This window comes from Pseudomonas sp. SWRI92, assembly GCF_014268685.1.
Classification (GTDB): Bacteria; Pseudomonadota; Gammaproteobacteria; order Pseudomonadales; family Pseudomonadaceae; genus Aquipseudomonas; species Aquipseudomonas marvdashtae.
On record NZ_JABWQY010000023.1, the window covers coordinates 38,927 to 62,121 of the forward strand.

19 protein-coding genes, 1 tRNA gene and 1 rRNA gene are annotated in these 23,195 nt (G+C 61.0%); 3 read left to right on the forward strand and 18 right to left on the reverse strand.

Annotated elements, in window-relative coordinates; genetic code table 11:
* The first annotated feature begins 9 nt into the window (after window positions 1-9).
* Window positions 10-999, forward strand: a complete 990-nt coding sequence (locus HU762_RS24815) for a sensor domain-containing diguanylate cyclase (protein WP_186641395.1) — start codon at window positions 10-12, stop codon at window positions 997-999.
* A gap of 35 nt (window positions 1,000-1,034) precedes the next feature.
* Here HU762_RS24815 and HU762_RS24820 read toward each other — a convergent pair whose 3' ends face one another.
* From HU762_RS24820 to gabD, 3 genes are all read right to left on the reverse strand, one after another.
* Window positions 1,035-2,249, reverse strand: coding sequence for an HDOD domain-containing protein (locus tag HU762_RS24820; protein WP_186641364.1), 1,215 nt, complete (start codon window positions 2,247-2,249; stop codon window positions 1,035-1,037).
* A 165-nt stretch (window positions 2,250-2,414) separates the two neighbouring features.
* Entirely contained in the window at window positions 2,415-3,692 is a 1,278-nt protein-coding gene (gene gabT / locus HU762_RS24825; RefSeq protein ID WP_186641365.1) for a 4-aminobutyrate--2-oxoglutarate transaminase, read from the reverse strand.
* 171 nt (window positions 3,693-3,863) lie between these two features.
* Entirely contained in the window at window positions 3,864-5,306 is a 1,443-nt protein-coding gene (gene gabD / locus HU762_RS24830) for an NADP-dependent succinate-semialdehyde dehydrogenase (RefSeq protein ID WP_186641367.1), read from the reverse strand.
* A 349-nt stretch (window positions 5,307-5,655) separates the two neighbouring features.
* Here gabD and HU762_RS24835 point away from each other — a divergent pair.
* A tRNA-Arg gene (locus tag HU762_RS24835) sits at window positions 5,656-5,732 on the forward strand.
* A 62-nt stretch (window positions 5,733-5,794) separates the two neighbouring features.
* On the opposite strand, the gene HU762_RS24840 is transcribed toward HU762_RS24835, so the two are convergent.
* The 8 genes from HU762_RS24840 to HU762_RS24875 all read right to left on the reverse strand — a co-directional run bounded on the left by HU762_RS24840 (window position 5,795) and on the right by HU762_RS24875 (window position 12,321).
* Window positions 5,795-6,388, reverse strand: coding sequence for a hypothetical protein (locus HU762_RS24840; protein ID WP_186641369.1), 594 nt, complete (start codon window positions 6,386-6,388; stop codon window positions 5,795-5,797).
* Complete coding sequence (locus HU762_RS24845) at window positions 6,385-6,957, reverse strand: RNA polymerase sigma factor (RefSeq protein WP_186641370.1); 573 nt, start codon at window positions 6,955-6,957, stop codon at window positions 6,385-6,387. Before HU762_RS24845 ends, HU762_RS24840 begins: the two co-directional genes overlap by 4 nt.
* Window positions 6,958-6,982: 25 nt before the next feature.
* Entirely contained in the window at window positions 6,983-8,644 is a 1,662-nt protein-coding gene (locus HU762_RS24850; RefSeq protein ID WP_186641372.1) for a VWA domain-containing protein, read from the reverse strand.
* 157 nt (window positions 8,645-8,801) lie between these two features.
* Entirely contained in the window at window positions 8,802-9,383 is a 582-nt protein-coding gene (locus tag HU762_RS24855; protein ID WP_186641374.1) for a hypothetical protein, read from the reverse strand.
* A 199-nt stretch (window positions 9,384-9,582) separates the two neighbouring features.
* On the reverse strand, window positions 9,583-9,876 hold the full coding sequence (locus tag HU762_RS24860) for a death-on-curing protein (protein ID WP_202883650.1): 294 nt from the start codon (window positions 9,874-9,876) through the stop codon (window positions 9,583-9,585).
* A gap of 227 nt (window positions 9,877-10,103) precedes the next feature.
* Entirely contained in the window at window positions 10,104-11,417 is a 1,314-nt protein-coding gene (locus HU762_RS24865; RefSeq protein ID WP_186641376.1) for an MFS transporter, read from the reverse strand.
* 31 nt (window positions 11,418-11,448) lie between these two features.
* Window positions 11,449-11,622 carry a hypothetical protein gene (locus HU762_RS24870; RefSeq protein ID WP_186641377.1) on the reverse strand — a complete coding sequence of 58 codons (174 nt, stop codon included), beginning with the start codon at window positions 11,620-11,622 and terminating at the stop codon, window positions 11,449-11,451.
* A gap of 138 nt (window positions 11,623-11,760) precedes the next feature.
* Window positions 11,761-12,321, reverse strand: a complete 561-nt coding sequence (locus HU762_RS24875) for a YbhB/YbcL family Raf kinase inhibitor-like protein (RefSeq protein ID WP_186641379.1) — start codon at window positions 12,319-12,321, stop codon at window positions 11,761-11,763.
* A 140-nt stretch (window positions 12,322-12,461) separates the two neighbouring features.
* Between HU762_RS24875 and HU762_RS24880 the strand changes: the two genes are divergently transcribed.
* Window positions 12,462-13,994, forward strand: coding sequence for an apoptosis inducing factor family protein (locus tag HU762_RS24880; protein ID WP_186641381.1), 1,533 nt, complete (start codon window positions 12,462-12,464; stop codon window positions 13,992-13,994).
* Window positions 13,995-14,013: 19 nt separating this feature from the next.
* Here HU762_RS24880 and pgaD read toward each other — a convergent pair whose 3' ends face one another.
* From pgaD to rrf, 7 genes are all read right to left on the reverse strand, one after another.
* Window positions 14,014-14,517, reverse strand: coding sequence for a poly-beta-1,6-N-acetyl-D-glucosamine biosynthesis protein PgaD (pgaD, locus tag HU762_RS24885; protein WP_186641383.1), 504 nt, complete (start codon window positions 14,515-14,517; stop codon window positions 14,014-14,016).
* Window positions 14,514-15,869 (reverse strand): poly-beta-1,6-N-acetyl-D-glucosamine synthase, encoded by a 1,356-nt coding sequence (gene pgaC / locus HU762_RS24890; protein WP_186641385.1) that lies wholly within the window; start codon window positions 15,867-15,869, stop codon window positions 14,514-14,516. Before pgaC ends, pgaD begins: the two co-directional genes overlap by 4 nt.
* A gap of 1 nt (window position 15,870) precedes the next feature.
* Window positions 15,871-17,868 carry a poly-beta-1,6-N-acetyl-D-glucosamine N-deacetylase PgaB gene (pgaB, locus tag HU762_RS24895; RefSeq protein WP_186641387.1) on the reverse strand — a complete coding sequence of 666 codons (1,998 nt, stop codon included), beginning with the start codon at window positions 17,866-17,868 and terminating at the stop codon, window positions 15,871-15,873.
* Window positions 17,869-17,880: 12 nt separating this feature from the next.
* Window positions 17,881-20,364, reverse strand: coding sequence for a poly-beta-1,6 N-acetyl-D-glucosamine export porin PgaA (gene pgaA / locus HU762_RS24900; RefSeq protein ID WP_186641389.1), 2,484 nt, complete (start codon window positions 20,362-20,364; stop codon window positions 17,881-17,883).
* A 240-nt stretch (window positions 20,365-20,604) separates the two neighbouring features.
* Window positions 20,605-22,110: a YdgA family protein gene (locus tag HU762_RS24905; RefSeq protein ID WP_186641397.1), complete on the reverse strand. Its 1,506-nt coding sequence runs from the start codon at window positions 22,108-22,110 to the stop codon at window positions 20,605-20,607.
* Between the two features lie 157 nt (window positions 22,111-22,267).
* Complete coding sequence (locus HU762_RS24910; RefSeq protein ID WP_186641391.1) at window positions 22,268-22,903, reverse strand: NADH:ubiquinone oxidoreductase subunit N; 636 nt, start codon at window positions 22,901-22,903, stop codon at window positions 22,268-22,270.
* A 183-nt stretch (window positions 22,904-23,086) separates the two neighbouring features.
* Window positions 23,087-23,195, reverse strand: a 5S ribosomal RNA gene (gene rrf, locus HU762_RS24915); the annotation flags it as partial.

Sequence of the window (23,195 nt, forward strand, 5' to 3'; positions counted from 1 at the left end):
TTGGTACCGATGGTCGACAAGAACCTACAGGATTCATCCCAACCGCATTGGCCCGAAGCGGCCCAGACACTCATGGCGCTGATGCACGCCCAAGGCGAAGTGGCGCGCTTGAGCGAGCGTGAGCAGCTGTTCAGTTCCTTGCTGGTCAGCGTCAACGCGGTGCTGTGGGCGTTCAACTGGGAAACCCGGCAGGTGCTCTACGTCAGCCCCGCTTACGAGCGGATTTTCGGCCGCCCCGCTGGCCTGGTATTGGCCGACTACAACGAATGGCGTGACGCAATCTACCCGGATGACCTGGATTACGCCGAGCGCAGCCTCGCTGAAGTATTGGTCAAGGGTGCCGTGGAAGACCGCGAGTATCGCATCATCGCCGCCGATGGCCAGATCCGCTGGCTCAGCGACAAGTGTTTCATCAACCGTCAAGCTGACCCGGGGCAACCGGTGATTGTGGTGGGCATCGCCGAGGACATCACCGAAAAGAAGTTGCTCGAAAGCGAGCTGCAGCGGCTGGCGACCACCGATGTGCTGACCCAGAGCAGCAACCGTCGGCACTTCTTCGAATGTGCCCACCGCGAGTTCGAGCAAGCACGGTTGCAAGGCACGCCAATGGCGTTCCTGCTGCTGGACATCGATGATTTCAAATTGATCAACGACACTTACGGTCACCAGGAAGGCGATACGGTGTTGCAGAAAATTGCCGAAAGCGGACGGAGCGTGCTTAGACGCGGAGACTTGTTCGGACGGATCGGCGGCGAAGAGTTTGCCGCCGTGTTTCCAGGTTGCGCCCCGGACATGGCCTTGCAGGTCGCCGAACGCTTGCAAAGGGAAATCCAGCGCCTGGCGTTCCGCTGCGGCGACCAAAACTTCGGCATCACCGTCAGCCAGGGCATCACCAGCATCATCGCCGAGGACCAAACCCTCGATAGCCTGTTCGCCCGAGCCGATGCCGCCATGTACGAAGCCAAGCGCCAGGGTAAGAACCGCATAATCGCAGCTTGAGTGAACGTCGTGCCGCGCCGGGTTATGCGGGGATATTACTTGCGACGCAACCGCATCAACTCCGGCAGCCCGATTTTCAGCAGACGCGCCGTGCGCCCACGGGCCAACTCTTCAAGGCCTTCGTGCGCGGGTAGATGAGCCATTTGCGCGGCCATGTTCATCACCAACGCTTCACGGGAATAAACCCCACCGCCGAGGCCGTAGACCGCCGCGATCAGCTCTCGCAGTTCCAATGGCAAACGCCAGCGTGCGCGCAGCGCCGAACCGAACCCGGCGCCGAACTGGTCGAGCGAATCCCCTACTTCCTCCGGCTCATCCAGTTCGCCACCGGCCTGCTTCCATTCTTCCAGGCAACGCAGCAGCGCCAGATCGCCCAGACGATGCAGCAGGCCGGCGCAATAACAACGTTCCTGCTCCAGATCGAGCATCCGCGCCATCGTCCGAGCGTACTCGGCGGTGTGCAGCGACAATTCCCAATAGCGCTCTGCATAGTCGGCCAGGCAAGGGACACTCAGTCGGGCACAGCGCTTGAGTGTCAGGCCAAGAATCAGGTTCATGCTCTGCCCGGTGCCGAGCTGGCGCAGCGCTTGGGCCACGGTTTGTAGCGGGCCGGCGCCCTGATGCTGGGCTGCGCTGTTGGCTGCGGCGATCAACACGGCGGTGATCTGCGGGTCGGTGCGGATTTCTTCTTCCAGCCGCTTCAGATCCAGGCCGCCGGGATTGAGGGCGCGTTTGACGGCCACCTGCACATCGGTCATCAACGGTGCACCTTCGGCCAAGTCCCGTCGATGTTCCAGGAACGTGGCCAACGTCAGCCCTGGCCCCGGGATTGGCGCGGTATTGGAAGTGTCTTCGCCGCTCAGGAGCAACCCTTGCAAACGCTGGGTCAGGTTTTCCCGGTTAAAGGGTTTGGTCAGATAGGCCGTCGGCGCCAACGGCAAGACTTCACGCACGCTGGCGCTGTCGTTGCGACAACTCACCAGAATGAACGGCAACGCCGGCGTACGATGCTGTTGGCGTACGCCACGCAGGATACTCAGGCCGTCGACACCCGGCAGTTCCCAATCGGCGATCACCAGATCGTAAGGGTTTTGCGCCAGCAGCTCCAAGGCCTGCTTCCCCTCGTCACACGTGTCCACCCGGGCATCGCAGCGCACACTTGATAACACCTGCTCAATCAGCTCCCTGGACGCCGGGTCGGCCTCGGCAATCAATATCCGCGGTACAGCCGGTAAATGCACAGCAGTCATGCCGCATCGCTCCCTTGCAATACATGCACCTTAGACAATAGCGGCCGTTCCAGACAGCTCAAAAACGCCGGGGATCTGCTCGTGAATATGAAAAAACCCGCCGAAGCGGGTTTTTTGTGGATCAGCGCACAGCTCAGGGCTCGTAAATATCAGAGCCCGTAAATATCAAAGCTCGGAGAAGCACTCTTCAATGATTGCCAAGCCTTTGTCCAACTGCTCATCCGGCGAGGTCAGCGGCACCAGTACCCGCAAGACGTTGCCGTAAGTACCGCAAGACAGCAGGATCAGGCCTTTGTCGCGAGCCTTTGCCACGACCTGCGCAACAGCGGCCGCGTTCGGCTTGTGGCTGTCGCCATCTTCGAACAGCTCCACGGCGATCATCGCGCCCAGCGCACGCACTTCGCCAATGACCGGGTATTTCTTCTGGATAGCCTTGAGGCCGGTCACCAGGCGTTCGCCCACGGCTTTGCAGCGATCCAGCAAGTGTTCTTCTTCGAACACTTCCATCACCGCCAGCGCCGCCGCGCACGCGATCGGGCTACCGGCGTAAGTGCCGCCCAGGCCACCTGGCGCAATGGCGTCCATGTATTCAGCCTTGCCGCACACGCCGGCGAGCGGGAAGCCGCCTGCGATGGATTTGGCGAAGGTGGTCAGGTCAGCTGCAACGCCCATCTGTTCCATGGCGAAGAAGGTACCGGTACGGCCGGCGCCGGTCTGCACTTCGTCAGCGATCAGCAGGATGCCGTGCTGGTCGCACAGGGCGCGCAGGCGCTGCATGAAGGCCTTCGGTGCCACATAGAAACCGCCTTCGCCCTGGACCGGTTCGATGATGATCGCAGCGATGTCACGCGGCTCGGCGTCGTTCTTGAAGATGCGTTCGATGCTGGCGATGGAATCGTCGATGCTCACGCCATGCAGTTCATTCGGGTACAGCGCGCGGAAGATGCCACCGGGCATCAGGCCCATGCCGGCCGAGTAAGGCACGACTTTGCCGGTCAGGCCCAGGGTCATCATGGTGCGGCCGTGGTAGGCGCCGGTGAAGGCGATCACACCGGCACGGCCCGTGGCGGCGCGGGCGATCTTAACGGCGTTTTCCACCGCTTCGGAACCGGTGGTGACCAGCAGGGTTTTCTTGGCGAAATCACCCGGGACCTTGGCGTTGATTTTTTCGCACAGTTCCACGTACGGCTCGTAGGCCAGGACCTGGAAGCAGGTGTGGGTCAGCTTGTTCAGCTGTGCGGTCACTGCGGCGATGATTTTCGGGTGCAGGTGGCCGGTGTTCAGCACAGCGATACCGCCGGCGAAATCGATGAATTCACGACCTTCAACGTCGGTCACCGTGGCGTTCTTCGCCGACTCGGCAAAGATCGGGTGAATCTGGCCGACACCACGGGGAACAGCGGCGATACGGCGGGCCATCAGGTCTGCGTTGGTCTTGCTCATTAAAATGTCCTCATTCGCAGCTCAGGGCGGCGTGGATCAAGGAATACATGGCGGGGAGGCAACTGCGACAGCATGCGATGATCGACTGCCGCAGCGTTCCGGCCACAAGAAACAGAACAGGTGAAACGCGCAAAGGGACAGCGCTCTCGTGCCCTTTGCGCTTGAAGCAGATCAGATACCCAGGCAGAGGTATTTGATTTCCAGGTAATCCTCGATGCCGTACTTGGAGCCTTCACGGCCCAGGCCCGACGCCTTGATGCCGCCGAACGGCGCGACTTCGTTGGAAATCAACCCGGTGTTGACGCCGACCATGCCGTATTCCAAGGCTTCGGCCACACGGAACACACGGCCCAGGTCGCGGGCATAGAAGTACGAGGCCAGGCCGAACTCGGTGTCGTTGGACATCGCGATCACTTCGGCTTCGTCTTTGAAGCGGAACAGCGGCGCCAGCGGGCCGAAGGTTTCTTCCTTCGCCACGGCGGCGCTCGATGGGACGTTGGTGAGGATGGTCGGCTCGAAGAAGTTGCCTTCCATCGCCTTGCCGCCCGCCAGCACGGTCGCGCCTTTGCTGACCGCGTCGGCGATGTGCTCTTGCACCTTGGCGACGGCTTTTTCGTCGATCAACGGACCGGTGGTGGTGCCGTCTTCCAGACCGTTGCCAATCTTGAGCTTGGCCACCGCCACTTTGAGTTTTTCAGCGAACGCGTCGTACACCGAATCCTGGATGTACAGGCGGTTGGCGCAGACGCAGGTCTGGCCGTTGTTACGGTATTTGGAGATGATCGCGCCTTCGACGGCCTTATCCAGGTCCGCGTCGTCGAACACGATGAACGGCGCGTTGCCGCCCAGTTCCAGGGAAACCTTCTTGATGTCCTTGGCGCATTCGGCCATCAGCTGGCGACCGATCTCGGTCGAGCCGGTGAAGGACAGCTTGCGCACGATCGGGTTGCTGGTCAGCTCGCCACCGATGTCGCCGGCGCTGCCGGTGACTACGCTCAGTACGCCTTGCGGGATGCCGGCACGGTGCGCCAGTTCCACCAGCGCAAGGGCCGAGAACGGGGTTTGCGAAGCGGGCTTGATGACCATCGTGCAACCGGCAGCCAGCGCTGGGCCAGCCTTACGGGTGATCATCGCAGCTGGGAAGTTCCACGGCGTAATGGCAGCGGTAACGCCGATCGGCTGCTTGATCACGATCAGGCGCTTGTCGGGCTGATGGCCGGGAATCACGTCGCCGTAGATGCGCTTGGCTTCTTCGGCGAACCACTCGATGAACGAGGCGGCGTAGACGATTTCGCCCTTGGACTCGGCCAGCGGCTTGCCCTGCTCCAAGGTCATCAGGCGACCGAGGTCGTCCTGGTTTTCGATCAGCAATTCGTACCAGCGGCGCAGCTTGTTGGCGCGTTCCTTGGCGGTCAGCGCACGCCAAGCCGGCAGTGCCTTGTCGGCGGCTTCAATCGCCCGGCGGGTTTCGGCAGCGCCCATTTTTGGCACGGTGCCCAGCACTTCGCCCGTCGCCGGGTTGGTGACCTTGATCGTCTGACCATTGTCCGCATCGACCCAAGCGCCATCGATAAAGGCTTGCTGGCGGAACAACTGGGTGTCTTTAAGCTGCATGTCGGCTTTCCTTAACAGCACCGCGCGCACGCGGAGCGAATTAGAGTTGTAGAAAGGCGCCTCGGGGGCTGCCGTCAGGGAAATCATTCACCGGGCTGAAGCACGGAAATATCGCACATAAGCACAGACGTGCGGTTCAGCACCTAGACAAGAGCGTTTGAAATCTCAAACGAATCCTAGGGCCGATGGGGTCGTAGGACAATAGGCTGTTCGAAAAAAAGAACGAAAAAGCTGGTTTTGCCTGTTTTTTCTGATCAGCGTAGTCAATGGCCGGCGAGCTGCCCAAAAACGCAGGCGATTCAGCAGCATGGACGCCCGCCATGCATATGAGTATCATGGCGCCCGCGTTGCACCAGTAGCTCAGCTGGATAGAGTACTGCCCTCCGAAGGCAGGGGTCGTGGGTTCGAATCCCGCCTGGTGCACCATCTTCAGATTCAAAAGCCCCTGGTCGCAAGACCTGGGGCTTTTTTGTGGACACGGATCTTACTCAACGCGTCTGCAACGCCTCCAACCGCGCCGGCAAGTCTTCCTTGGGAAAACGCTTGTGCAGCGCCAGCAGCTTCTCATCAGCAGCCTTGGTGTCCCCCGCCTGGCGCAGGCGCAGGATTTCCATCAAGCCTTGCTCAAGCGATGGCAGTGCAGCCGGCGCCGGTTTGCTGATTTTTTTTGCAGTCGTATCCGCCAAGGATTGCATTGGGATGGCCGGGGCTCGCGTCAGCTCGCCTTGCGGCGCCATGTGGGTGATCGGCGCGGGGGCGGGCATGGCGGGCGCTTGCCGCTCGGCGGAAAACTCCACCGAGGCAGGCGCGGACAGAGGCTCCTCGGGCACTGGGGAACGCAGCACCAAGCCGATCATCAGCGCCACGCCGGCGACCGTGGCGAAGGCCATTTGCCCGCGCGGCCGCTGACAGGTCTGAAGCCAGCGCTTCCACAAGCTCGGTGCAGGCGTCGGGGCTTCACGGCGGGCGGCGGCCAGGATGAAATTGTCGAGGGAGGCCGGCGGTTCACCGCTGGCGTGTTCGCGAAAATGCTTGATCAACATCTCGTCATCGGAATTCGGCGCGTGTTTGCGGTCGATCATGCGGGTACCTCCTCGGCCAACAGTCGATGCAATTTCTGCTGGGCGTAACGCAAGCGGCTCTTGACCGTTTCCAGCGGGACGCCGGTCAGGGCCGCAATTTGTGGCAGTTCCAAATCGCCGTGCAGGCGCAGCAGGAAAACTTCCCGCTGGTCCTCGGGCAATGCCTGCAGCGCTGCGTCCAGGCGCGCCTGATCACGACTCAGGCTCAACTGTTGCTCGGGGCCGCTGCTGTCGTCGGGTTGGACGTGAAGTTGTTCGTCATAACTGTCATGCAGTGGATTATGAACGCCATGCCTGCGCCAGTGATCGATCAAGCGGTTGCGGGCGATCTGGAACAACCATGTACGAAAACTCGCCCGGCCTTGTGGCTGGGTGGTGCTGCGGATCAAGCTGAGCCAAGTGTCCTGGAAGATTTCCTCAGCCAGTTCGGCTTTGTTGCTCAAGGACACGAGGAAACGATAAAGCCCGAGGCGATGGCGCGCATACAGGGCTTCGAAAGAAGCCCCGTCGCCATCGCGGTAACGGGCCAGCAGCGATTCGTCGCTGGGAGAATCAAGCACAACGGCCATGTCGGTGACGAACTCCTTTCGCTGATCAGGGTGCAGGCTTGAGGCTCTGCGCAAGCTCCACTAACTGCACAAACTCCGCTCGCAGCCCGAACGGGTCTTCGCCGCGGGCCGAACGCGCCAATCGCGCGGTGTCCTTGAAACTCATCGCCCCAGTGTAGCGCCCATCACCCTTGAGCTGCTGGGCGAAGGCAGCCACGGCGGCGGCGAAACGCAAATCATCGCTGGGCTTGTCATTCTGCTGAGCGACGGCGATGGGGTGCTCGATCAAGCGACTGTTACCGCCTTCAGCCGGTTTGTAGCGTACGCGCAACATCGCCAGTTCACCTGGCGTGCCGTCCGACTTGGGCACGCTGGCATAGCGCAGCGGGTCCAGCCAGCCCTTCTCACCCCTCGCGACAATTTCATACAACGCCGTGACTGTATGTCCGGCGCCGATCTCACCTGCATCAACCTTGTCATTATTGAAATCCTCACGCTTTAGCGCGCGGTTTTCGTAGCCCAGCAGGCGATATTCGCTGACTTGGGCGGGGTTGAATTCCACTTGCAATTTCACATCCCGCGCGACCACCGCCAGGGTGGAGCTGAGCTGGTCCACAAGGACTTTGCGCGCTTCGAGAAGGTTGTCGATGTAGGCATAGTTGCCGTCGCCGGCGTCGGCCAGTTGCTCCATCAGATGCTCGTTGTAGTTATCCACACCGAAGCCCAGCGTGGTGAGGGATACGCCGCTTTTGCGCTGGTCCGTTGCCATCTGCTTGAGGCTGTCGAAGTCGCTGATGCCGACGTTGAAATCGCCATCGGTGGCCAGCAGGATGCGGTTGATGCCTTTGTCGATAAAACTCTCCCGTGCCATTTGGTAGGCCAATTCGATGCCCGAGGCGCCAGCAGTGGAACCGCCTGCGCTCAGTTGATCGATGGCGTTGCGGATCTTCGCCTTTTCGCGGCCCGAGGTAGGCTTGAGCACTACACGTGATTCGCCGGCATAGACCACCAGAGACACTCGGTCCTGGTCGCGCAATTTGTCCACCAGCAATTTCAGGGTGCTTTTGACCAGCGGCAGGCCTTCGCGACGATCCATGGAGCCGGAAACGTCCACCAAAAAAACCAGGTTGGCTGGGGCCAGGTCCGCCACGGCGCGGTCGGACGCCTTGATGCCGATGCGCAGCAAACGGGTGTGGGGGTTCCATGGCGATGGGGCGATTTCGGTGGTCACGCCAAAAGGCGAACCATCGGCAGGCAGCGCGTAGTGGTAAGGGAAGTAATTGACCATTTCCTCAAGTCGTACGGCGCCGTCGGGCGGCAGGCTGCCTTGATTGAGGAAACGTCGCACATTGGCGTAGCTGCCGGTATCGACATCAACGCTGAAGGTCGAGACCGGTGTTTCGGCGACGCTGTGGATCGGATTGTCCGGCAGTTTTTCGTACTGCTCCCGCGGCTCGACGCGGTAACCCCCGACGACGGCATCGTTCGCCACGCCAGGGGCGGGCATCGATGCGGGCTTCGTGAGCATGCGCTTGACGGTCGACTGGCGCAGTTCGCCTTGCGGTACGACGCTAGGCGCCACGGGCACCGGCTCGGACGGCTTGGCCGACTCACGGGACGAAGACAACCCACAACCGGCCAATGCCACCAGCAGGGTGACAGCAAAGCCCTGTGCAGCGGGACGCATATAGGAAAGCGGACGGGACATGGGCTGAACCTCGTGAGTGAATGATCCGTTCACAGGGTCAGACGCAGGGCACGCGCGGTTCGGGTTAACGACCAGAATATTTTTTTGATGCACTGAAAAGACAGCGCCGGCCACCCCAGAGTGGCCAGCCCGTTACTACGCGTTGCAGCAGTCAGCACTAGCGGGACGGAATGCCCCGCAGGTCATCGGCGATGAATCCGCTCAACTGGCCGGTGTAATAGTCTTCGACATCGGAGTTGCCTCTGTTCGTCAGGGCGCCCGCAATGCCCCTCATGGCTTCAAGTTGCCCGATCGCCCCACCCGGCATCAGCCCTTGGCGGGCCTGGGCAAAGTGCAACACCTCGGCGCCAGCCTTTTTCACCTTGACCTGATAATTGAAATCGACACTGGCCAGATACGTCCCGTCGGCAACGATCTTGTTCATGAAGCCGCCTTGGGTGTCTTGAATACGGCGCGCATAGACGGCGTTGACGTCCAGCAGGTAGTCAGCGGTTTCCTTGCTGGAGGCATAGCGATTGCCGTCGAGCAGGCGGACGATCAGGTCAGTATGCAACCGGTCACGGACTTTTTCGTCAGGCAGAAAGCGTTCGTTTTTGCCTACGACCTCAACGTTGAACGTGTCGATCCAATAGGTGGCGGTCTCGGGGATCGCCACCGGCGCAGGGGAAATGTAACAATCGGGCTTGGAAGCGCAGCCTGCCATAAGGCAGAGGGCAAGCAACAGGGTAAACACTCGCATGTTTGAATTCGTCCTTGAGAGGTAGCGGCATAATGGCGGCAGCATTCTACGGGGTTTGAACGAGCGCTCAACTCGTCTGGCCCTACTTTGCGCCGTTCCGTCTCACTCAAACCCAATATCCACCACCGTTTCCTCCGCCCCGCGCCCTTCGGCTACCTGGGCAAACGCCAGCCACCTGTCGCAGATTGGATTCTCGCAGTCAAGGGCTAGATTGGGTCTTGCTCGAGTGCTTGAGCTTGCGCTTTACCTGGCGCGTACCTTCCTGACGAACTACTAAGAAATCCTTAGTGGTTGCGTTTTGATCAAGCTCCCCCTCGCTGAAGATGTTCTTCAGATGCATCAACACGTTCTCTGGCGTGGTGCTGAATAACTCTCCCATCAAGGCTTGGGTCAACCATACGGTTTCATCGACAAAGCGCACGTCCAACCGGGTTCGCCCGTCTTCACTCTGGTAGATGATGAGCTGCGAGGTATTGGCGTTATCCGTGTTCATATCTCAACGACTCCCCAGGGTCAGCGGCCCATGATCGGAGGCCAACAACCGGCACAAAGACTGGGTCCGCAACCGACGAAACGTAGCAATGGCTGTACTGGCTTTCATGCAAGGCTCCCCAACAGAAGAGACGCCCATGGTAAACACAATGTGTGTTGAATCTACCTCGAATCAGGTCGGCTCATACCGCTTCAGAAAAGGCCTACAACAAAATTTACGGATTGTAGTCAGGGCTCCGACGCCAACGCCGAACCATAAACACGCTCTCCCCGCCCCGGAAAATACGCCGCAGCCCCCACGCCCACCGCGCCCATCACCGCGCAATACCCCACGCACACCCAAGGGCTCCAAGGCACCAACGCGATCAACACCAACGGTGTCATGCTGGCCCAAAGCGCGTAGGCGATGTTGTAGGTGAACGAAATGCCGGACACGCGGATCTTCGGCGGAAACAGGCTGACCATCACTGAAGGCACCGCGCCGACCACGCCGCAACTCAGCCCGGCCACGGCGTAGGCCAGGCCCAGCCAGGCGCTGCCGCTGATCAGGCTGGCATAGAGCACGGCGATGCCCAGGGGCAGCAGCAGGCTGTAGAGCATGACCGTGCGCCAAGCGCCGATGCGGTCGACGATGAGTCCAGCCAGGACACAGCCGATGTTCAGGAACACGATACCCAGGCTACTCAGGGCAAAGGTGTGGCTAGGTGTCAGGCCGAAGCTTTTCTGCATCACGGTCGGGGTGATGACCACGAACACCACCACGGCGGAGGTCAGCACGCAGGTGAGGATCGCGGCGGGCAGCAAGGCGTGGCGATGGTCACGCAGGACGGTGCGCAACGGCAATTCAGGCGCGCCTTCGCGATTGGCTTGCAACGCCATGAAGATCGGCGTCTCGCTCAGCCAGCGACGCAGCCAGACGCCGATCACGCCAAATACCCCGCCCAGCAGGAACGGCAGGCGCCAGGCGTAATCGAGGATCTCCGCCGGCGTGTAGATCCGCGCCAGCGCCGTGGCCGTCAGGGCGCCCAGCAAGTAGCCGAAGGTCAGGCCGGCCTGGAGGAAACCCAGGGCATAGCCGCGATGATGCAGCGGCGCATGCTCAGCGACGAACACCCAGGCGCTGGGTACTTCGCCGCCCACCGCGGCGCCTTGCAGGATGCGCAGCGCCAGCAACAGCAACGGGGCGAAATAGCCGATTTGTGCATAGGTAGGCATCAGTCCGATGAGCAGGCAAGGCAACGCCATCATGAGGATGCTCAGGCTGAAGACGCGCTTGCGGCCCAGGCGATCGGCGAAGTGCGCCATGAGAATCCCGCCCAAGGGACGCGCCAGGTAGCCGGTGGCGAAAATTCCGAAGCTTTGCAGCAAGCGCAACCACTCGGGCATTTCCGGCGGGAAAAACAGTTGGCTCAAGGTCAGGGCGAAAAAAACGAAAATGATGAAGTCGTAGATTTCCAGCGCACCGCCGAGGGCGGCCAGGCCCAAGGTCTTGTAGTCGGATCGGCTGAATCGCGCGCCTGGTAAATGAGTGGTGGCAGTCATGGGCATCGTTGAAAAAGTTGAAGACAGTGGCTCAGGCAGCGGGATTCGTGTCCACCGGCTGAGTCAGCGGTTGGCCTGGCTCGGCGTCTGCGGCCTCGTCATCAGGCAGGAAATCCTTGCGGCTGCGGGCAATCGCCTGGCGTATCTCGTCGCCCTTGGTGGGGCAGTTCAAGAGGCGGGCGATGCCGTCCGGTTTCTGCGTCATCGCCATACTCCGGCATGAGTGAACAGGGGCTCGATAGTGCTCGCTTTTGGCCCGTGATGCCAACTTCCGTGACGATTGGCCGACTTCGCAGCCCAACGGGAGCAAGCTCGCTCATCACGGGGTTTTGTGCTGTTCGGGTCAGCGGTGGTAGCGGCGCACCACACTGCTGTTGCGCAATACGTGGCCCTTGAGTTTTTCCATCAGTTGGGCGCGCGTCAGGCCGGCCGGCAGGGCTTGCGGCGCAAGGTCCAGGGCGAATATCTGGATCAGGTAATGGTGCGCACTGTCGCCGACAGGCGGGCACGGGCCGATATAGCCAGGGGTGTTCTTGCTGTTTATCCCGCTCATGCCCTCCAGCGTGGATTTGGTGCCCGCACCCGTTGGAATCTGCCGCGTGGTGGCCTTGATCCCGTAATGGACCCAATGGTCCACACCCTGCCCTCGTTGGCCGTCGGGGTCGAGCATGACGATTGCATAGCTGAGGGTGCCAGGCGGGCCGGCGTTCCAGCTCAGGGCTGGGGAAATATTCTTGCCGCCGCAGGTGTTGGCGTCACTGGCGGCCGCGGCGGTGAAGAGGCGGTCGTCCGACACACCGGGAATGCTCAGGGTGAAACGCTCTTCGGCCTGGACAGCCCCTTGTGCGCACAGCACGAGGGTGACGGCCACGAGCCAGGAGGAAAGGGAGGTCAATCGGGTCATACCGGGCACCTTAAATGCGATTCAGGCCATGGACGGCCTGCGAACTATAGCCGCAGGGCCAGCCCGGTTGCAGTGACAATTATGCTGAACCTCATTCCAATCAACCGACTCCAACGGGAAATGCCTGTCGGAGAACGACCATGCCCATGCATCAAGTCGCCCGCCTCGCTGATGTGCGAGAAGACCGCGGCCTCGAAGTCACTCTCAACGACGCGCCTATCCTGCTGCTGCGAGCTGGCGGACAGGTGCGGGCGTTCCAAGGCAAGTGCCCGCATGCCGGGGCGCCGCTGGCCAAGGGTGCGGTGTGCCATGGACGGGTGATCTGCCCGTGGCACAAAGCGGCGTTCCGCGCCGAAGACGGCGCCCTGTGTGAACCGCCGGCCCTCGACAGCCTGGAGCGTTATCACGTCGAGGTGCGAGGCGATGACGTCTGGGTCGATGATCACCCCCTGCCGGCCGAAAAAATCCCCCCGGCCGACGACCCCCGCACGTTCGTCATCATTGGCGCCGGAGCGGCCGGCACCGCCTGTGCGGCGGCGCTGCGGGAAAAAGGTTTCGGTGGCCAAATCCTGATGATCGACCGCGAAGCCGAGGCCGGCTATGACCGCACGGTGTTGAGCAAATACGTGCTGGCCGGCGACATGGCAGCGAAAGAAACCCCGTCCTTGCGCGATGAAAGTTATTTCACCCAGCAACGCATCGAACGACGCCATGGCGAAGTCGTCGGTCTTGAGGTTGCGGCGCGCCAAGTCCGCCTCGCCGACGGCACGTTGCTGGGCTATGACGCGGTGCTGATTGCAACCGGAGGGGAGCCCAGGAGGCCGGATCTGCCCGGCAGCGATTTGCCCCAAGTCCTGGTGTTGCGCTCGCTGGCCGACAGCCGGCAGATCCTCGAACAAGCCAAGCCAGGACAACGGGCGGTCATTATCGGCGACAGCTTTATCGCCATGGAAGTCGCCTCGTCCCTGCGCAAACGTGAGCTGAGCGTCACCGTCCTGGCCCGTCATCCGGTGCCGTTCGCGGCGCAGTTCGGCGACAGCATCGGCAAGGCGATCCTGGCCCGGCATCGGGCCAATGGCGTGGTCTATCACAGCGATGGCGAGGCGGCGCGAATCGAGGGCGCGGGCAGGGTTGAAGCCGTGCTGCTGGACAATGGGCAGCGCTTCGCGGCGGATCTGGTCATCATCGGCGTCGGCATACGCCCCGCGACGGAACCGTTCGCTGAGCTGCCACGGGCGGATGATCGCTCATTGATGGTCGACGACGGCATGCGCGCGGCCGATGGCGTATGGGCCGTCGGCGACATCGCTACCTTTGCGCTAAACGGCCAGCCTCGGCGTATCGAGCATTGGCGCCTGGCCCAGCAACAGGCACGCATCGCCGCGACGAACATGCTCGGCGGCGAAGAGCATTACCTGGATGTGCCATTCTTCTGGACCTACCACTTCGGCAAACGCTACGACTACCTCGGCCACGCCGAAGAATGGGACGAGGTGCAGTTCAAAGGCACGCCTGAGCATCCGCCTTTTATCGCATTGCTCGGCAAGGACGGCCTCGTCGCTGCTGCCGTGGCCTGCGATGAAGGCCGGGCGATGGCGGCGCTGGCCCAGCGGATGAAACAACCGCTGCCGGTGGATGAGGCTTGGCGGCTGGTTCGGGATTTTTCGGCGTAGTCCCTATGCAGAGTAGTGCCTATGCGGAATGGTCCGCCGGCAGATGGATTACCAGCGGCCGTTCCAGCGGCGCCAAGGGCGCAGGTTGCATGTCCGGACTCAACAGGTGGAAATGCGGCACCACGTGGCTGATGTCGCCCTCCTGATTGTTGTGGATAATCTTGGAACCCGGCTGGCGCAAAGTGTCCAGACGCTCGTTGGTCAACTTGAAGCTGGCGCTCAAGCCCAAATCGTCCACCACCGGCGCCGGCAGCCGGCGCTGGGCGAAGCTGCGGCTCTTGCGCTGCTGGTAACGCGCCCAGGTGATCAGAATGATCGCGTTGACCAAAGCAATCCAACCGTAGATCTGCAAAGTCCCAAGGGTATCCAACAGCGAACCGCCCAGTCGCGGGCCGGCATGGCTGTCGAACAAAGGCCAGAGCCCATTCACCAGCAAATACAACAATCCGACCCACGCCAGTACGGTGAAAAGCACATCGATGACCACCAGAAAAGGCCGTTGCCGGGTCCTGATAATTTTCATCGGATCACTTCCTCTTCTTCGTCATCGATCGGTTTGATCCCGCGATCCGGGCTGACCCAGCGCGCGCGTTTCTGATGCTGACCGAACAGCACTTTGGGAAAACTCACCAACGTGGTGAACAGGCTGATCAACCAGAACACCAGCGGATACCAGACCACCCAGAACATGATGTGCCACAGGCCTTTCTCGTAGCGGCGGTCGATCAGGATGCTCACCGCGAACTGCATCAGGCACACCACCGCCAGCAACAGCCCGGTGAAGGCCGGCGGCATGAGATGGTCCACAGCAATGGCGGCGGGCATCTCGACGAATTTCCCGGCGCCCCAGAAGATCACCGACAGCAGGAAGGTGAACGCCCAACCGGTGGACAGGCAATATTCGAACAGCAACGGCCACAGGTAGCGGTGGCGGTATTGCCAGATGCCACGGATGTTCTTGAACAGCACTTCGGCACCGCCCTGGGCCCAACGCAGGCGCTGGCGCCACAGGCCGCGCAGGGTTTCGGGCATGAGGATCCAGCACAGCGCGCGCGGCTCGTAGAAAATGCTCCAGTGATCCAGTTGCAGCTTCCAACTGATGTCGATGTCTTCGGTGATCATGTCCGGGCTCCAGTAGCCGACCCGGTGCAGGGCCGTGCGACGGAACGCGACGATCACGCCGGACACGGTGAAAATCCGCCCGAAGACCCGCTGGGTACGCTTGATCAGGCCGATGATCGATGAGAACTCGCCGACTTGGACCCGGCCTATCAGGGTAGAGCGAGTGCGGATTCGCGGGTTGCCGGTCACCGCGCCGAGGCGGGCGTTGTCCAGCATCGGCGCCACCAGGTAAGCACAGGTGTTCGGCGCCAACAGCGCGTCACCGTCGATGCACACCAGGTATTCGCTGCGCGCGGCGATGGCGCCCATGCGCAGGGCCACCGCCTTGCCTTGGTTTTCCGCCAAGTGCAGCACCCGCAGGCGTGGGTCTTCAGCCGCCAATTGATCCAACACTTGGGCGGTGTTGTCCTTGGAGCCGTCGTTGATGGCGATGACTTCGATGTTCGGGTAATGCTGGCCCAGCGCCGCGTGAATAGTGTCGGCGACGTTATCGCCTTCGTTGAAGCACGGGATCAGGATGCTGATCAGCGGCTCGCCGGCCAGAGGCGGCGGCAAGGTGTCGTCTTTCCAAGGCCAGTGACGCTCCCAGTGCAGCCAGAAATACAGGCCGCCGGCGATCCATAGCCCGGACATGAACAGTGGGTAGAAGAACACGAAGTCCATCAGGAATTGCCCGGTGACCAGGAAGATCAGGCCCAGGGGCACCCCAAGGACGATCGCCAGCACCAGGACGGCGAGCAGTCTGTCGAGCATGTCAAGGATTCCACTTGTTGGAGAGCGCGGGCCGTACGGCTTTCACGGCGGGCTGGTCTTCGATGAAGTTGTCCGGGTAGTAGCCGAAACTGGTCACGCCCTGGCGCTTGAGGCGCCCCATCCAGTCGGCCAATTGTTCGCCTTCGATGTCGGCCACCGGCTTGCTGTGCCAGTCACGGGCCTGCAGTTCGAACACCGTGCGCTTGAGCGCGCCGGGACGAGCCTTGACGGTTTCCACCAGTCGTTCGAGCCAGGGACCGGATTGCTCGCGGGTCTGTTTTTCCATCAACGGCATGGCCATCGGTGCCGTCCAGTCGTAGGCGGCAAGGAAATCGTCGAGGTTCTGCGCAAACCAGGCTTCGCTTTGCGGGTTGAGCATCGGTTCGGCAAAGATGTTGCGCGCCGTGCGAACCTGCGGGCCTCGAATTGCCCGGACCTTGGCGGTCAGCTCTGCGGTGAAGTCGATCAGGTAGCGACTCTTGAAACGGGTCCAGCGCTGCATCGCCGCCGGGTCATCGCGCAAGGCGGCGACGGAGGTCGGCAAACCGTTGGCGGCATAGACTTTCATCGCGGCGGGGCCGGCGTCCTCGAAGTCGGAGAACACGGCGTCGTCATGGTACAGAACGCCGTCCACCGAGCTCATCCGCGCCATGTCTTCGTAGATCTCACCGATGACCTTGCGCACGTTCGGGTCGAACGGCGACAGGCGCACGTATTGGTCCGGAGCGACGCCCGTCTTGCCGGTTTCGGGATCCCAGCGCTGCACCCGGGGCAGTTTCGGGTCGAGGGCAAAACTCAGCACCGGCATCCAGGCATACACCTTGACGTTGGCCCGAGTCCGCAGTTGCCAGGCAACCCGGTCGAACAAGTCGGCGCGTACTGGCAAGTGTCGGTTGGGAAAGTACAGCGAGTGGACCAAACCGTCGCCTTTCGGGTCGGCGAACGCTTGCAAGAACACGGTGTTGGCGCCCAAGTCGTAAACGCGCTGGACCAATTTGCCAACGTTGGCTTCCTGCTGCACGGGGTCCGAGTCGTAGACATAATCCAAGTCGACATGGACCACCCGCATCGGGTCGAGTGTTTGTACGGAAGCGATGCTCTCGGCGAAGTGCGCGCCATCGGGGTCGGACGCCACCAGAAAACGTGGGCCGCTCATCAAGTTATCGAGGCTGTCGAGGCCGTCTTCCAGGGTCAGGGCCATTTGATAGCCCTGGTCGCCAATCACTTGCAATGCAGTGCCGTCGGCTTCCCCATAAGGCCAGACCCAAACGCGCGGGCTGTAACCAGTGACTTTGCGGATTTTCTCGGAAATGGCCGCCACGTCCTTGCGCAGGCGAGCCTGAAAATCGGCTTCGGTCTCGTAACGACCGGTGGCCGGGTCGTAGCGCCGGGTGGTCGCGGCGGGTTGCTGGTTGCCTTGTGGGTTGGCGAGGATACCTTTGTGGTTGGCATCGGTGTGGGCTGCGATTTCCACCAAGCCCGATTTGGACACCTCGCGAATCTGCTCCCAGGTCAAGAACTCCGAACGCTTGCGCGGCACTCCGGCAAAGTCCACCGGCTGATTCATCGGCGTATCGATCCAGCTCCCAACCGGGGCCAGGATAGCCGGCCAGTTATAGGCGCGCAGGATGGGCATGACCCGGGTGTAGAAGCTTGAGTAGCCATCGTCGAAACTCAGCAGCACCGCACGCGGCGGTAGCTGCGGACCGCCGTTGCGGGCGGCGATGATCTGGTCCACCGTCACCGGCTGATAGTTATTCTCCCGCAGCCATGCCAACTGCTCGATCAGGCGCTCGGTGCGCACGGCTACCAAGCCTTGGTCGGGGTCGAGGTCTTCGACATCGTGATAGGCAATGCCGAGCACGTGGTTTTTTGGCCACGGAGCATCGTTGGCGGCTACCGGCCGTTGCGACGGCGGAGCGAATGCCGGGGCTTGCTGGGCACAAGCGCTGATCAGCAAGGCTCCCAGCAGAAGGATGAATCGCGAAATGACGGGCATTTTCAAACTCTTCTAGAAGCGGTAGGTGAGATCGACAAGCAGGCGCAGATCGCTTTCACGATCGCCGTCGTAGGGGCGGTTGAGCCAGCTCAGTGCAGCGCCGGCCTCAAGCACGTCGTTCCAGATCACGCGCTGGCCGTAGCTGAGCAAACCCATGGCTGCGGTGCTGTAGTCGCGCTGGCTGTAGGTACCGGCACCGGCCTGGAATTGCTGGCTCCAGGTGGTTTCGTAACGGCGGTACAGCACGTGGTTGGCGCTGACAGTTGGCATGACGCTGAAGTCCGACTTCGGATTGAAGTACGGCACTTCATCGGAGCCGCTGTTGCGACTGGCACCGACCTCCAGGCCCAGCTCTACTTGCAATCTCGGGGCGCTATAGATGCCTTCGCGGCCCGTCAGCAATGTCTCGAGGCGGTTGTTGCCATCGCTGAAGTGGGACGGGCTGACATCCAGTCGCCATTCACGGCTTTCATTGGCTCGCCAGCGGACGAAGCCGCTCCCACCGTTAGCTCGAATGCCGCTGTTGAGCGCTCGAAGCGGAGTGTTGGCCGAGAGGTAATCCAGGCTGCCGCCGTACTGCCAATGGTCATTGATGTCCCGGGCCACGGCGACGCGCGCGCCTTGTTTGTCACCGGAGCCATACGAGTGGTTGGACACTTCGGCTTCGAGGGTCATGTCACGGGTGCGCCGCTCCACTCCCAGGCGCTGCCAGCGATGATGGCCTGTGCCCTCTTCGAAATCGCCGGTGGCGTAGCCGGCACCGCCGAACAGGCGCCAGTCCTCGTCAATGGGCGGGCTGTACAGCAACGTTTCAATACCAAAGTCCCGGCTGCCGGTGACTGCGCCGGCATCGCCATTACCGCCGCCGTAACTCTTGCCGGTATAGGCTTCGATGCGCAGTTCGGCCATGTCGTGGACTTCGCGCTGGCGTTGCAGGCGTTTGACGTGAGCGTTCTCCGGATAGCGGGCAACCACGTCGTCGGTCAGCACGTCCATCTGCCGCCATTCTTGCAAGTCCATGGCGGCACGGGCCTGGGCGACTTCCAGGTCGCGACTGCGCGGGGTCGTGGCCTCGACTTCCTTGAGCAGCATCTCCGAACGACGCGGCCATTCACGGGCCTGGTACAGATCGGCCTGGGCCAGGCGCAAACCGATATTGCCGGGGCCTTGATAGACAAGATCGTTCAGGCGCGCTTCGGCCGAAGGCAGATCAGCACCGTAAGTGCCCGCCTGGGCGGCCAACTGTTGGGCATCCATCCACTCGTCGTTAGGGTTGCCGATGGGCAGGCCCTTGAGTTCGACGCGTGGGGGCTGGGACTTGGCCTGGTCTTCGGCGAGCGCGCGAGCTTCTTCGGATCTTTCGCTCTCCAACAGTGCGTAGTAAAGCGCAGTGCTGTCCTCGAAACGATCCGCAGGGTCGGCATCGGGCGCGGTGAGCACGCGACGGTACAGGTCAACGGCGATTTCTGGCTCACGCTGCTCCAGATAGGAAGAGGCAACCCAGCGCAAGGCGTAAGTAGGAATACTGACCCCTTCAGCGACCAGCTTCTGGTATTCGGTGATCACTTCCGCCCGGCGAGCTCGGGCGTTGAGGGCGCCCATGCGGTCAATTCGCCAGCGCAACACGTCCTCATGCGCCTCGGCCACCGGAGTCCAGGTGGCGAGCAATTTGTCGTAATCGGCCAGGGCGCGATCTGCGATGACAAAACGCTCCTTTTCGCTGCGACTGGCCATGTCCGCCAGGCGCACCCGCTCGGCCGCGACATCGCCTTCGAGCCTGCGCTGCACGCCACGGTCGATCAACCCAGGTTGAAGACGGGCCAGGCGCAGGGCCGGCTCGGGCAACCGGGCGCGTTGCAGGGCATGGATATATTCGCGCGCGACTTCGGGCTTGTTGCCACCGGCGCGAGTGAAGGCCTGGTCGTATTCAAACAACGCTCCGTGGGGGTTGTCGGCGCGGGCCAGGGCGTAGCCAAGGGCCAATCGGCGCATCGGGTCTTCAGGCTTCGCGGCAACAAGCGCCCTGGCACGGCTGACGGCTTCGTCAGGCTTGCCGGCGTCGGCCTGGGTCAGGGCCAGGCCGAGTTGCAGGTCAGTATTCTGCGGATCGATCGCCAGTGCCCGACGATACAACTCAGCCGCCGAGTCCCAGCGTTTGAGGTTGCGGTAGGCCCGGGCCGTAGCGGTCAGCGCTTGAACCGGCAAGTCGCGAGATCGCCCCTGGGTTTCGTAGACGTTTACCACCTCGGCATCGAGACCGGCCCAGCTGGCGATTTGCAGATGATCACTGACCTGCGCAGTGCTGACCTGACCGGGCGGAACCTGGCGCAAAACGGTCAACGCGGGCGCGTGATGGCCCGCCCTGGCGTCGAGCACCATCTGGTCATAAGCGGAGTCGGCAAACGCCACTACCGGCCAGCACAATTGGCTGCACAGCGCGACGCGAAACAACGGGCGCAAACCGAATTGAATAAGAGGACCCACAGTAAGCGGCATTCGTCAGCATCCTTACATGGCCAGCCGGGTCGCAGTGCCCCCTTGCCCATCAAACAGGAGGCCGGATCAAAGGAACCCAGCCAAGCTCTAACGTGCCTAGTTTTGCATCCTGTGAAGGGTCATCTTCCGGAACGCCATAATTCTTCAGAATCCATGCAGATTTCAGCGCTGGCTTTATTCGATGGCAAAAAAAAGGCCCGTGCGCATGGCACGGGCCGGTCTTGGTGTTACTGAGGCGGATTACTGTACGGCGACGCCGCCGCCCAGCTTGCTCATGACGAATGCCGAAAATTGTTCGACTGTCATTTTCTGGCCATTGAAGTCGACCTGATTGTTGGCGTAGTGCAGGTTGGTGACGACGTCGTTGCCTTCAAGCTTCGCCAGCTCGGTACCTATCGCCATGGCGCTGAACATATCGCTGGTGGCGGTGGCCTGGTCAGCAATCAGTTTGGCGTCGGTCTGACCTTCCATCTGCGCCTGCACGGTCAGGAGATCCACCAGCATCGGCTTGGATACTTTCACCTTGAAATCCAGCAGGGCGAGCAGCTGACGGCCAAGCTCATCTGGCGGAAGGTCCATGGATTGCGGCTTGGCCAAGTCAACGATCAGGCTCGCGCGGCTTTCACCGTTGGCGGTATTGAACGACAGATTTTCCAGCGCGACTTGCGGGCCACCCGCCAGGAGCTTCTCCAGATCCGCCTTGACCTGTGCTTCTTCAGCCTCGGTCAGGTTCAGTTCTGGAGCCGGTTCGCCAGCTGCAGCCGCCTCGGCAGCCGCTCTTTCATAAGGCTGCAGTTTGGACTGGTAGACCTGCATCAGCGACATGGTGGCAGGGATGTCCAGGTTCTTCAGGCTGACCGCCATCTGTGCAGAACCGATAACCTTGTCGTTGAAAGACAATTCGCCAATCTTGTAGTCGGCACGCCCCGAAGCGCTGGTGCCGTTCTCGCTGCTGTGGTTCTTCATTTCGAAGTTCTTCAAGCCCAGCACCGATTTCGGTTCGCCAAAACTGGTTTTGCTGCTGCTCAACAGCAGGGTGTTGTCACCCATGTAGTAGCCGTAGGTGCTCTTGGTCAGATTGCTGGCTATCGTCAGGCCACTGAATTCGACTTGCACCGGGGTCTGATCTTCGGCGACGGTGGTCAGCTTGAAGCTGTCCATATAGCCGTCGGCCTTGATCTTTTGCGCTTGGGCACTGGCGGCCACATCGATTTTCAGACCGGAAAAAATGAGCTGTGTTTGCTCATCCAGCTTGGTGTCCAGGGGTAGCAGCTCGACTGTACCGTTGCTGGACTGGTCGTATCCCAGGTTAACAACACCTTTGAGGGGAGACTTGTCCTTCGCAGCCACGAACCATTTTTCAGTCAGCGGGGTGCGCTCAAGTTCGGTGTGACTGGTAGCCATGACGGGCAACCATTTGAGCGTAATCAGGCGCGAGAACGGCAGTGGCCCGTGTTCGATATTGTCCACGAACAGCAACTCGACCGGCTCATCACCAAACATCTCGCCTTCGCCCTTCAGGCGATAATGCGCGGTACTGCTGAATGTGCCACGGTCCAGGGAAACCAGTTCGATAGAAGCGGTGCCATTAGAACCGGCCAATGCGGTTTGCATTTGCTTATTGCTGTCGGCAATAGCGGTGTTCAGCACTCCTTCGAGTTTCGTGCCGGTATACCAGGCGCCACCTGCGCTGACCGCACCGATAACCACAACGATTCCCAGAAGTACGCTTGCTGATTTATTCATGAGTGACCCGATCGTATTCCATGGTTGAAAAAGTCGTCGTCTTCCTTGACCCGCAAGGGCTGTGGCTCGACGCGGTAAAAGTGGTGGGGAGATTAGCATCAGGCAGGCCGGCAAGCCCAATGTTTAAAGGGGAAAAAGCGCGTTCTTGCGAAATGGTCTACGAATATTGGACTTCGATCTCGTCGAGTTGGTGATCGAACGTCTTTAGCCGTGCCGTCCAGGTGTAGACCAGCACTTCGAAATCACGGTTGATTACTGCCGCACCCGACGAATCGGCACGCCCATCGCAAAAATCCAATTGGTAGCGCTCCCGAGCCATGGCGTTGGCAACGTCGCACAGTTCGCGAGCATTGTTGAGCCAATGCCAGTCATCTTGAGCAACTTGCTTGTCCAAGGCGACGCATTGGATTTTCAGGGCCTCGAGGCTTTTCTCCAGCGGGGTACCGGTGAGTTCCCCCATGACCTCTTGGAACGTGCGCCCCGGCTGCCAGTAACTGCCCCAGAAATAGCGATCGAATACCGTTTCGACCCGCCGTAGGGCAACCTTGGTATCCCAGATCAACACCAAGGTCTTGCCCTGCTCAAGTTGTTTTTTCTTGATGCGCTGGCCTTGAAGTGAAGCCCAGGCGACGATGGCGATGGATATGACACCGATCAGCGCAGACGCGCTATCGAGGAAAATGAGTGCTTTGTCGATCTGGTGGGTCAGCATCACACCATAAAAGTAGGTGGCCGAAAGCAGCACCAAGGCAGCAGTAGCGCACCAGAAGCCAGGAGCATAAGGGTTTTTCATTATTGGAATCCCCATGACCAGTCATGTCGCGGGCGCTTGTTGCCAACGCCCAACAATCAAAGCATAGCAACGGCTTCGGGGATTGCCGGGCAAGGAGAGCAATCAGGAGAGCGAATCCGATTATCGGCCTCAAAACGACAAAACCCCTGGCTGCGTTGGCAGACAGGGGTTTGGGGAATTCAATCTTGACGATGACCTACTCTCACATGGGGAAACCCCACACTACCATCGGCGATGCATCGTTTCACTGCTGAGTTCGGGATGGGATCAGGTGGTTCCAATGCTCTATGGT

Excerpts from the sequence above, each read along its gene's own strand:
- HU762_RS24815 (WP_186641395.1), top strand. The coding sequence starts at position 10 with ATGGTCGACAAGAACCTACAGGATTCATCCCAACCGCATTGGCCCGAA.
- HU762_RS24820 (WP_186641364.1), bottom strand. The coding sequence starts at position 2,249 with ATGACTGCTGTGCATTTACCGGCTGTACCGCGGATATTGATTGCCGAG.
- gabT (WP_186641365.1), bottom strand. The coding sequence starts at position 3,692 with ATGAGCAAGACCAACGCAGACCTGATGGCCCGCCGTATCGCCGCTGTT.
- gabD (WP_186641367.1), bottom strand. The coding sequence starts at position 5,306 with ATGCAGCTTAAAGACACCCAGTTGTTCCGCCAGCAAGCCTTTATCGAT.
- HU762_RS24840 (WP_186641369.1), bottom strand. The coding sequence starts at position 6,388 with ATGATCGACCGCAAACACGCGCCGAATTCCGATGACGAGATGTTGATC.
- HU762_RS24845 (WP_186641370.1), bottom strand. The coding sequence starts at position 6,957 with ATGGCCGTTGTGCTTGATTCTCCCAGCGACGAATCGCTGCTGGCCCGT.
- HU762_RS24850 (WP_186641372.1), bottom strand. The coding sequence starts at position 8,644 with ATGTCCCGTCCGCTTTCCTATATGCGTCCCGCTGCACAGGGCTTTGCT.
- HU762_RS24855 (WP_186641374.1), bottom strand. The coding sequence starts at position 9,383 with ATGCGAGTGTTTACCCTGTTGCTTGCCCTCTGCCTTATGGCAGGCTGC.
- HU762_RS24860 (WP_202883650.1), bottom strand. The coding sequence starts at position 9,876 with ATGAACACGGATAACGCCAATACCTCGCAGCTCATCATCTACCAGAGT.
- HU762_RS24865 (WP_186641376.1), bottom strand. The coding sequence starts at position 11,417 with ATGACTGCCACCACTCATTTACCAGGCGCGCGATTCAGCCGATCCGAC.
- HU762_RS24870 (WP_186641377.1), bottom strand. The coding sequence starts at position 11,622 with ATGACGCAGAAACCGGACGGCATCGCCCGCCTCTTGAACTGCCCCACC.
- HU762_RS24875 (WP_186641379.1), bottom strand. The coding sequence starts at position 12,321 with ATGACCCGATTGACCTCCCTTTCCTCCTGGCTCGTGGCCGTCACCCTC.
- HU762_RS24880 (WP_186641381.1), top strand. The coding sequence starts at position 12,462 with ATGCCCATGCATCAAGTCGCCCGCCTCGCTGATGTGCGAGAAGACCGC.
- pgaD (WP_186641383.1), bottom strand. The coding sequence starts at position 14,517 with ATGAAAATTATCAGGACCCGGCAACGGCCTTTTCTGGTGGTCATCGAT.
- pgaC (WP_186641385.1), bottom strand. The coding sequence starts at position 15,869 with ATGCTCGACAGACTGCTCGCCGTCCTGGTGCTGGCGATCGTCCTTGGG.
- pgaB (WP_186641387.1), bottom strand. The coding sequence starts at position 17,868 with ATGCCCGTCATTTCGCGATTCATCCTTCTGCTGGGAGCCTTGCTGATC.
- pgaA (WP_186641389.1), bottom strand. The coding sequence starts at position 20,364 with ATGCCGCTTACTGTGGGTCCTCTTATTCAATTCGGTTTGCGCCCGTTG.
- HU762_RS24905 (WP_186641397.1), bottom strand. The coding sequence starts at position 22,110 with ATGAATAAATCAGCAAGCGTACTTCTGGGAATCGTTGTGGTTATCGGT.
- HU762_RS24910 (WP_186641391.1), bottom strand. The coding sequence starts at position 22,903 with ATGAAAAACCCTTATGCTCCTGGCTTCTGGTGCGCTACTGCTGCCTTG.